Here is a 9615-nt window from a genome sequence, read left to right on the forward strand (position 1 = left end):
GAAGAAGAGACAAAAGCTCTGCTGTCAAGCGGGTGAGGAAACCCCACCTGCCTGCGCGGTGGGGTAGTTCGTAACGACTGTAAACACAATTCACCAATACAGTGCAGCGCTTCCCACCGATTAAGCTAAGTCGTCGTAGGGGAGCTTGCTAAGAATAAGGTGAGCTTGCCTTGCCATGGGTTTAGCCGGGGCCGGGATCCCAGCTTACCTGCTCAAGAACCCACCGGCAGCACCCCCGTTTTCACCTGGAAGGTGCGCGCCTGCCCATCGCGGATGACCCGCAGCGTCAGCTTCTTACCCACCCCTGCGGCTTCCACCAACTGCTGTACCTGCTCGGCGTCGCGAATGGCCTGGCCGTCGATCTCGACAATGACATCCCCTTCCTGCAGGCCAATTTGCTCAGCGGGAGATCCGGGAATCACCTGCCCGATCAACACCCCTTCTTGCACCGTCAGGGGGGTGGGGCGGGCCGGGTCGCGGTTGAGGCGCGCCACCAAATCGGGATCGAGGGTAATCATGCGAATGCCCAGGAAGGCGTGGTCCACCCGACCATCGCGGATCAGTCGCTCGGCAATTTCCATGGCGCGGTTGATGGGAATGGCGAAGCCCACCCCTTGGGCCCGCTGGAAAATAGCTGTATTCACTCCAATAACCCGACCTTCTGCATCCAGCAGTGGGCCGCCCGAGTTGCCGGGGTTGATGGCCGCATCCGTTTGCAGGAACGTCACCCGCTTGTTGGCGGCCCCAATTTGGCCAGAGGAGCGCCCGACGGCGCTGATGATCCCCGCCGTTACGGTGTTGTCCAGGCCCAGCGGGTTGCCGATGGCGATGGCCCAATCTCCTGGCCGCACCCGGTCGGAGTTGCCCAAGGTAACGGTGGGCAGATTTTCGCCCTCGATCTGGATCACGGCGATGTCGGTCACCGGATCGGAGCCTTTGACTTGCCCTTCAAAGGTGCGCCCATCCAGCAGATGAACCCTAACCCGCTCGCTACCCTCCACCACGTGGGCGTTGGTAAGGATGAGGCCGTTGGCGTCGATGATGAATCCGGATCCGGTGCCTTCCTGCTGAAACTCCTGCGGCAGTTGCGGGATTTGTCCCCCAAAGAAGCGGCGGAACAGGGGCTGGTTAAACAGCTCGGGATCGATGGGGCTGGCTACGGTGCGGGTGGCGTCGATGCGCACCACCGCTGGGCCGACCTTTTGGGCAACAGCGGCAATAAAGTTGGAGGGATGTACGGCATCGGCAGGAGAAGCAGAACCTTCGGCTGCGGGACGGGACACCGACGAGGGCAGAAGGGATCTCATTTCTTCGTGGATCTGCCGCGTCCAGCTGGCAAGAGGAGTTTGCTGCAACCATTCCTGCCCCCTTGGCGAGGACAACCAAACCCCGTAGGCAACGCCGCCGCCAAACAAAGTCATTGCCAGAAGTGTTTGCCGTAGAAGCCGCGCCATGATCCCTCCCAAAGCTAAGCCGTATTGCCGAGAAAACAAATGCGAAGATGGAAAGAACCTGCGCCAAATCTGCCAACTGACGCCAGCCCAGTCCAACCTTACGTCTATTCTACCCACCCTCACCCATTCCTCTAGATTGGTGAGAGCTTTGGGCTCAACTTAGCAAATCTGGCGGGCAACGGCAGTGCTCAAACGCCCAATGACGATCGGCAATTCGAGCAAGCTCCCCTCTTTGTTGCCCCAGGGGCGGGATCCGTGGCAGCGCCACCGCGCCTGGATGCAGTTGGCCCTGCGAGAAGCCGAGCGGGCAGGAGAAGCTGGGGAGGTGCCGGTGGCAGCTCTGGTGGTGGGGCCGGGGGAAGAGTTGTTGGCCCTGAGCGGCAACCGGCGGGAACGGGATCGGGATCCCACGGCCCACGCAGAGATTTTGGCCCTACGGCAGGCAGGGCAGCGCCTGGGCAACTGGCAGTTGCAAGGCTGTCGGCTATATGTCACCCTCGAGCCCTGCCCCATGTGTGCGGGGGCGATTAGCCAAGCGCGGCTGGCCCAGGTGATCTACGGTGCTGACGATCCCAAGGCCGGCGCGCTGCGCAGCGTGCTCAATGTGCCCGCTTCTGCCGCCAGCTTCCATTGCCCAGAGGTCATCGGTGGGGTTTGCGAGGCCGAGTGTCGTCGCCTGTTGCAGCAGTGGTTTAGCCGCCGGCGGGGGATTCCCCTGGCAACCTAATGGGGAACTTGGGCGACAAAAAGGTCGGCTTGAAGTCGTGCATCCGCGAGAGGTTTTTGATACTGTCATATCGGCTAAGGCCTCCGGCCCGCTAACGCGAGCGGCTGGCCGGGATCCCCTAGGACAGGCAGCGGCTTGAGTTTCGGGTGGGTTTTGAGATCTGCCTCCTCAGGCCTTGCTTTGTAGATTTTCTGGTGGATCCCTTCCTCCCCCATCGGTGGGCATGGAATCCGCTGCTCATAGGTGGTCTCTACCCAGAGGAGTGACGTGTGAGTGTAGCCCTCTTTTCCTCTCCGGTTGTGTCTCCGCTGCCCTCGGCTTGGCTGAGGGGGATCGGCCTTCTGGTCTGGGCCTGGCTCTGCTTCGCCTTCCCGGTGCAGGCGCGGGTGCTGCTGCGGGTGGGGATTGCCATCAACAAGCCGCAGGTCAGGCTTGGCAGCTCTGCCCCGGCCCGCCTGTTGGATGCCCAGGGACGGCCACTGGCCGAAGTTCCGGCCATGCAGCCGCTGCAGGCCAGCCGGATAGGCTCGGCGGTCAGTTTGGCTGGCCAACAGGGAGAACGCCTTTACCTACAGCCCACCACCCCCGATGGGCTGGTGTTCATCGACCAGAACTGGTACCGCGGCTGGGTGGAGCTGATCCCCGGCGAGAGTGGGGTGATCGCCATCAACCAAGTTGGCTTGGAGGACTACGTTTCCAGTGTGGTGGGCAGCGAGATGGGGCACCGTTTCCCGATGGAGGCCCTCAAAGCCCAAGCCGTGGCCTCCCGCACCTATGCCCTCTACCACCGCAGTCGTCGCTCCCAGCAGCCTTTCGACTTGGGAAATGGCATCGATTGGCAGGTTTACAAAGGGGTGGCTGCCGAATCCAACCGCACCCAAGCGGCAGCCCGCGAGACGGCTGGCCAGGTGCTTATCCACCAGGGGCAGTTGATCAACGCGGTTTTCCACTCCTCCAGCGGCGGCCACACGGATGATGCCGGCAATGTTTGGCTAGAGTCGCGGCCCTACTTGCAAGGGGTGCCGGATTTCGACCAGCAGTCACCCGTGTTTAGCTGGACGGCTACCATTTCTGCCCAACAGCTCCAGCAGTTGGCTGACGGGATCGGGGCGATTCGCTCCGTCGAGATCCTGCGCCGATCCCCTTGGGGACGGGCCATCACCCTGCGCCTGCTGGGATCCCAAGGCAGCAAAGACGTCAGCGGCAGCGAATTCCGGCGAGCCCTGGGGTTGCGCAGCACGATGATCGCCATCAGCCCCCGCGGGGAGACGGCCACCACAGCCAGCCTGACCCCTGTTGCGGCAACCTTCCCGGCTTTCTTCGAGATCCAAGGGCGCGGCTACGGGCACGGGGTAGGCATGAGCCAGTGGGGAGCTGCCGCCCTGGCCAGCCAAAACTACTCCTACCAACAGATCCTCAGCCACTACTACCGCAACACCCGCCTGGCCGTGGTGGAGGGACGCTAGAGCTCAACTTCGGGAAAAGACCCAGAAAATAACCGATTGGTAGCAAAAGTAGCTGTAGTTTTTGAGGGTTTGTGGTTAGCAACATTTTGATTGCTCTGGAGAGGTTTCCTGAGAGTTCGGTGGGGTTCTGCAGATCTTGTCAACTCTGATGCCACACCATCTCTTGAGTGCGGCGGAATCGAAAGCTGGTCTGCTGGTGGTCGCTGTCTTTGAGGGCTCCACGCCACTGTGGCAAGATCGAGGAAAGCCCCGCAAAAGCTGAGTTGCGTCTCCCAAAGATTTTGTAGAAATCTTGAATTCTCTTTTGCGGATCCTCAGGATCAACTCAATAATTATTAATTGAGATACGTTTACGGGGATCGACCTCTACCTCTTCTTTTTCGAGCCCATAGCTTTAACCTCAGGTATCTGCCCTATGTCCCTTGCCACCTTAGCCCCCGCTTTTCCTGAACGTTGCCCGGCGCTGCCGCAGGCGCTTACCCCTTTGTGCGAGATTGCCCGCAACTATTGGTGGACTTGGAACCCCGATCATCTCACCATTTTTCGGGAAATGGATCCCACCCTGTGGGAAAAAACCTCCCATAACCCGGTGCGCATGCTAGAGGAGGTTTCTTACTTACGCTTGGCGGCCTTGGCTACTGACGTCAACTACCTCAACACGCTCAATCGCATGGTGCAGGCCTATCGCAAGTACATGGCGGCCGAGGATACCTGGGCCAGACGCACCATGAAAACCTACGACTGGCAGCGCCCCATTGCCTACTTCTGCGCTGAGTATGGCCTACACGAGTCTTTGCCCACCTACTCCGGAGGCCTGGGCATGTTGGCCGCCGATCACCTCAAGTCCGCCTCCGATCTGGGGGTGCCGCTGGTGGGTGTGGGACTGCTCTACCGCCAAGGCTACTTCCAGCAGCGCCTGGACAACAGCGGCTGGCAAGGGGAGCTCTACGAAGATTCTCAGTTCGAATCGCTGCCCCTGACGCTGGTGCGGCAGCCGGACGGCAGCCCTCTGTTGGTGGAAGTGGTAATGCGGCAGCGGCTGGTGAAGGCACACGCCTGGCGGGTGGATGTGGGCCGGGTGCCCCTCTTCCTGCTGGATACCAACCTGCCGGAGAATGATCCCATCGACCGCTGGATTACTGCCCATCTCTACGGCGGCAGCACCGATACGCGCATTGCCCAGGAGTGTATCCTCGGCATCGGGGGGGTGCGCCTGCTGCGCCAGTTGGGCCTGGATCCCATGGTCTATCACATGAACGAGGGGCATGCCGCCTTCTTGACCCTGGAGCTGCTGCGAGAGGAGGTGGCGCGGGGCACGCCCTTTGAGGCAGCAGAGGCCAAGGTGCGGGAGAAATGTGTGTTCACCACTCACACGCCGGTGCCGGCTGGCCACGATGCTTTCAGCCCCAACGAGATGGATGCCTTCTTTGCCTCTTTCTGGCCACAACTGGGCTTGACGCGGGAGCAGTTTTTGGCTCTGGGAGCGCGGCGCGGCGGGGATCCCTGGGAGCCCTTCAACATGACGGTGCTGGCCTTGCGCTATGCGCGGGCAGCCAATGGGGTGAGCAAGTTACATGGGCGCGTCTCTCGCCAGATGTGGCATGTGCTCTACCCCGAGCGCTCGGTGGATGAGGTGCCCATCGGCTCCATTACCAACGGGGTTCACGCCCGCACCTGGGTTGCCCCCCTCTTCTGGAACCTCTACGACCAATACCTGGGTCCCGACTGGCCGGAGCGGGTATCGGATCCGGAGCTGTGGGCCAAGGTGGAAGAAATTCCCGATGAGGAGCTGTGGCGGCGCAAGGAAGCCCTGCGCGAGCGGTTGGTGTCTTTTACCCGTCATCGGGTGTTGCGGGCGCGGCGCAACCGCGGCGAAAGCAACGAGCGCATTCAGGCTGTCAACCAGTTGTTGGATCCCAAGATCTTGACGATTGGGTTTGCCCGGCGCTTTAGCACCTACAAGCGGGGAGATCTAATCCTGCGAAATTTGCAGCGCGTCACTCGCATCTTCACCAACAAAGAGTACCCCGTGCAAATTATCTTTGCCGGCAAGGCGCACCCGCGGGACGAAGAAGGCAAGCGCCTGATCCAACGGGTGGTGGAATGGTCGAATCGACCTGAGGTGGCTCACCGGGTTGCCTTTATTGAGAATTACGATGCCTACGTCAGCCGCAATTTGATCCAAGGAGTGGATCTGTGGCTCAACACCCCGCGGCGTCCTCTGGAGGCCTCCGGCACCTCCGGGCAAAAAGTGGGCTTCAACGGGGGGCTTAACCTATCTGTTTTGGATGGCTGGTGGCCCGAAGGCTACAACGGCCGCAATGGCTGGGCCATCGGCCAAGAAATCGAAGGCCTGGACCCAGCCACCCAAGACGATCTGGACGCCAACTCCCTCTACGATGTATTGGAATACGAGATTATCCCCATGTTCTACGACCGGGATGAAAAAGGGATCCCGCGCCGCTGGATTGCCCGCATGAAAGAAGCAATCCGCACCCTCAACCCGGTTTTCAACACCGACCGCATGGTGGCTGAGTACGTGTTGAAAATCTACGAGCCTCAGCCCCTGGAAGCAGAGGTGAGCCGGACTTTCTCAGGTTCGGCTGTGGTTAGCTAGGATCCCCCAGCCCCTCTCCCAGAGGAATGGCCCTCACCCCCAGCCCCTCTCCCAGAGGGAGAGGGGAGATGGCTATCATCATGCAAAAAGTGAGATCCCTGCCCTCCTCAAGGGGAAAGGCAGGGATCCCAGGTCTAGGCGCTGGCGTTGAGGGTTACCGGGAAGGTCAGCGGCTCCGGCTCCTCCTCAGGCGGCAGCATCACCACCTCTGAGCTATCGATGATTGCCTGCAGCTCTTCTCCATCGATGGTTTCGGCCTCCACCAAGCGGCGGGCGATGCGATCCAAGAGGGCGCGGTTTTCCCGGATCAGGTAGGTGGCCCGCTGGTAGGCCTCATTCACCAGTCGCCGCACCTCTTCGTCGATGAGGGCCGCCGTCTCCTCAGAGAAATCCCGCTCGGCAGCAATCTCACGGCCTAGGAAGATGTTGCCATATTGGCGGCCCAGGGCCACGTTGCCTAGGCGGTCACTCATGCCAAAGCGGGTGACCATGTTGCGGGCAATGCGGGCCACCTGCTGTAGGTCGCTGGCTGCCCCCGTGGTCACCTCCGCCTCGCCATAGACGACCTCCTCCGCCACCCGGCCCCCCAGGGCAACAGTCATCATGTTTTTCAAGTGGGCACGGGTGGTCAGGCCCATGTCGTCATCGCTAGGCATAAACCAGGTGAGGCCGCCTGCCTGGCCACGGGGAATGATGGTGACCTTTTGAATGGGATCGTAGTTGGGCAAGAGGGATCCCACCAGGGCGTGTCCTGCCTCGTGGTAGGCCACCAGCTCCTTGCGCCGCTCGCTCATGAGGCGATCTTTCTTCTCTGGGCCAGCCAGCACCCGATCCACGGCGTCGTTGATCTCGTCCATCGAGATCTCCGTGAGGTTGCGGCGGGCCGCCAGGATGGCCGCTTCGTTGAGCAGGTTGGCCAGGTCTGCGCCGGTAAACCCAGGGGTGCGGCGGGCCAATTTCTCCAGATCCACATCGGCGGCCAGGGTTTTGCCGCGGGCATGCACTTTGAGGATCTCCAGGCGGCCCTGGAAGTCAGGGCGATCCACCGTTACTTGGCGGTCAAAGCGACCGGGCCGCAGCAGCGCCGCGTCCAACACATCGGGGCGGTTGGTGGCGGCGATAACGATGATGCCGGAGTTGCCCTCAAAGCCGTCCATCTCGGTCAGCAACTGGTTCAGGGTTTGCTCCCGCTCGTCGTTGCCACCTCCCAAGCCGGCTCCCCGCTGCCGACCCACGGCATCGATTTCGTCGATGAAGACAATACAAGGGGCATTTTGCTTGGCCTGCTCGAACAGATCCCGCACCCGCGAGGCCCCTACCCCAACAAACATCTCCACAAACTCGGAACCGGAAATGGAGAAGAAGGGCACACCCGCCTCTCCGGCCACAGCACGGGCCAACAGGGTTTTACCCGTACCTGGGGGGCCAACCAGCAACACCCCGCGCGGGATCCTAGCGCCTAGAGCGTTGTACCGCTCAGGGTTTTTCAAAAAGTCCACTACCTCCGCCAGCTCCAGCTTGGCCTGGTCAACGCCGGCCACATCGTTGAAGGTAACCTGAGTTTTTGGCTCCATCTGCACCCGCGCCCTCGACTTGCCGAAGTTGAGCGCTTGGCTGCCAGGGCCGTTCTGGGCTCGGCGCAGCAGGAAAAACAGGCCAAGCAGCAGCAGGACGGGCAAGAGGAAGGTGCTGAGGATGCGCCCAAGCAGACCCTCCTCCTGAACCGGGCGCACCGCCAGCTCCACCCCTTGGGAAAGCAAGGTGTTCTCAAAATCGGGGGTGAGGGGAGGCAGGTTGACCTGCACTTGGGTGGCGCGGTTGTTGATTTCCGCCTCGGCAATGGCGATTTGGCGGCCATCGGGGGCAATCTCGACCAAGACTTTGCTGACCTCGCCCCGTTCCACGCGGCTTATTAGGTCGGAGTAGCTAATCTCCAGACGCTCAGCCGGACGGGTGCCGAAGAAGGTTGTGGCCAGCGAGATCAAGACAATGGCCAGCAACGCATACAACCCGGCACTTCTCCATTTTTTGTTTTTACCTTTCTGACTCACGGAAGCATTTCCTCCCAAAGGGTGCTTTTTATCGAACTCACAGATGGCATCTGGGGTCGAGTGGATTCCTGCAACGATAGACTATTAATTAATATTAACCCGGCTAAGAGGCTAGGGAGAATAGCCGAAGATCCGTAGGATCGCGCACTTTTGTCAACGGGCTTGCGGCTAGGATCGGGGGCGAAAGGGCGGCATTTCCCCTCTTTCCTTGGTTTTCTAGGGAATCCCCATGTTGACTCAACTGCGCCAACTGAGCCTGGCTGCCGACGGACGCTACCTCAGAGATGAAGAGATGCAGTTCATGGAGACCTACCTGGCCTCCTTTGAGCTGCGCCTGGGCGCCTATCGCAAAATCCAGGAGGCGGAGGCCGAGATTATCCGCGAGGTGGAGGCAAAGCTGCGGGCCTTGGATCCCTACTTGCTCATGCGGGGAGTAGAAGACTTCAGCAACAAATGGAAGGCTGACACGGTGCGGGTTTTGCGTCTCTCAGCTTTGGCCATGCTCCTAGACGATGAGCAGCGCTACAAGGAGCGATTTCTCTACTGGTTTCAGACCTTGATGCGGGCCTTCCGCACCCAGCGCAGTTGTGAGGCCACCTACCGCTTCTTGCAAGAGGTGATAGCCAAGTACCTCACCCCCGCGGAGTTTGCTTTGATCCAGCCGATCCTGGAAACCAACCGTACCCTGCTGGGTCTCACCTAGGCTGCAGTCTCGGAGGAGGGGCTCGACTCGATCACCTCCAGCTCGTCGGCCTGGAGATGGGCGCGGAACTTATTCCCAAACTGCACCTGAAAGGGAAAATTAGCGCTGATCGGGCGACCGTTCCAGTCTTGGATCACAGCCGTCACTTCTCCCTCCATCCCTTTGAGGTCAAAAGGTTGATTGCGATGCTCCGGGTGGTGATAGACGATCACGCTGGTACGCACCCGCACTCGATCTCCGACTTTCATCACACACCATTACACGGCGCTGTTAGGAGCCGTGCCCTCCAACCGTTGAACGTCAAAAATTGGCAATCTCCCAAGTTGGCATTTTGCCATAGCTGCTTGCCAGTAGCGACCTCATGCAAACTCCTTCGAGTGGTTGCCCTCCGGCGTTCCTTGCGAAGCTTGGCCAGGCTGGTCTCGCGCCTAGCTTGCAGTTGCGAGGCTGGCATTGCTACTCCTGCCAATTGCTGACCAAGAGCCCCAAGCCCGCTGACGCGATCAGTCGGGGTACTTAGCCTCGTAAACTACCCGACTCCGACCGCTCAGCGGTACGGAGCGGGCTTAAGCGCTACGCGCCGCTGACGCGAACGGT

At 60.5% G+C, this 9615-nt stretch carries 7 protein-coding genes; 4 read left to right on the forward strand and 3 right to left on the reverse strand.

Annotation, left to right across the window (positions count from 1 at the left end; translation table 11 throughout):
* Positions 1-212: 212 nt before the first annotated feature.
* The gene (locus NW835_RS13165; RefSeq protein ID WP_414399120.1) at positions 213-1454 is read right to left on the reverse strand and encodes an HhoA/HhoB/HtrA family serine endopeptidase; all 1242 of its coding nucleotides are present in this window, start codon (positions 1452-1454) and stop codon (positions 213-215) included.
* A gap of 199 nt (positions 1455-1653) precedes the next feature.
* Here NW835_RS13165 and NW835_RS13170 point away from each other — a divergent pair, with 199 nt between their 5' ends.
* The 3 genes from NW835_RS13170 to glgP all read left to right on the forward strand — a co-directional run bounded on the left by NW835_RS13170 (position 1654) and on the right by glgP (position 6264).
* Positions 1654-2181: a nucleoside deaminase gene (locus NW835_RS13170; RefSeq protein ID WP_414385803.1), complete on the forward strand. Its 528-nt coding sequence runs from the start codon at positions 1654-1656 to the stop codon at positions 2179-2181.
* Between the two features lie 269 nt (positions 2182-2450).
* A complete protein-coding gene (locus tag NW835_RS13175; RefSeq protein WP_414415524.1) occupies positions 2451-3647 on the forward strand; it encodes a SpoIID/LytB domain-containing protein in 1197 nt (398 codons plus the stop codon).
* A 415-nt stretch (positions 3648-4062) separates the two neighbouring features.
* Complete coding sequence (gene glgP / locus NW835_RS13180) at positions 4063-6264, forward strand: alpha-glucan family phosphorylase (protein WP_414364945.1); 2202 nt, start codon at positions 4063-4065, stop codon at positions 6262-6264.
* Between the two features lie 134 nt (positions 6265-6398).
* Here glgP and ftsH read toward each other — a convergent pair whose 3' ends face one another.
* The gene (gene ftsH / locus NW835_RS13185) at positions 6399-8315 is read right to left on the reverse strand and encodes an ATP-dependent zinc metalloprotease FtsH (protein WP_414415525.1); all 1917 of its coding nucleotides are present in this window, start codon (positions 8313-8315) and stop codon (positions 6399-6401) included.
* A gap of 229 nt (positions 8316-8544) precedes the next feature.
* On the opposite strand from ftsH, the gene NW835_RS13190 reads away from it, so the two are divergent.
* Complete coding sequence (locus NW835_RS13190; RefSeq protein WP_414364942.1) at positions 8545-9018, forward strand: phycobilisome protein; 474 nt, start codon at positions 8545-8547, stop codon at positions 9016-9018.
* On the opposite strand, the gene NW835_RS13195 is transcribed toward NW835_RS13190, so the two are convergent.
* On the reverse strand, positions 9015-9266 hold the full coding sequence (locus tag NW835_RS13195; RefSeq protein ID WP_414364941.1) for a ferredoxin-thioredoxin reductase variable chain: 252 nt from the start codon (positions 9264-9266) through the stop codon (positions 9015-9017). The two genes, NW835_RS13190 and NW835_RS13195, sit on opposite strands and share 4 nt — an antisense overlap.
* Between the last annotated feature and the right edge of the window lie 349 nt (positions 9267-9615).

This window comes from Synechococcus sp. OH2 (genome assembly GCF_047462155.1).
Lineage (GTDB): Bacteria > Cyanobacteriota > Cyanobacteriia > Thermostichales > Thermostichaceae > Thermostichus.

Coding starts and splice junctions, on each gene's coding strand:
- NW835_RS13165 (WP_414399120.1), bottom strand. CDS start 1,454: ATGGCGCGGCTTCTACGGCAAACACTTCTGGCAATGACTTTGTTTGGC.
- NW835_RS13170 (WP_414385803.1), top strand. CDS start 1,654: ATGACGATCGGCAATTCGAGCAAGCTCCCCTCTTTGTTGCCCCAGGGG.
- glgP (WP_414364945.1), top strand. CDS start 4,063: ATGTCCCTTGCCACCTTAGCCCCCGCTTTTCCTGAACGTTGCCCGGCG.
- NW835_RS13190 (WP_414364942.1), top strand. CDS start 8,545: ATGTTGACTCAACTGCGCCAACTGAGCCTGGCTGCCGACGGACGCTAC.
- NW835_RS13195 (WP_414364941.1), bottom strand. CDS start 9,266: ATGAAAGTCGGAGATCGAGTGCGGGTGCGTACCAGCGTGATCGTCTAT.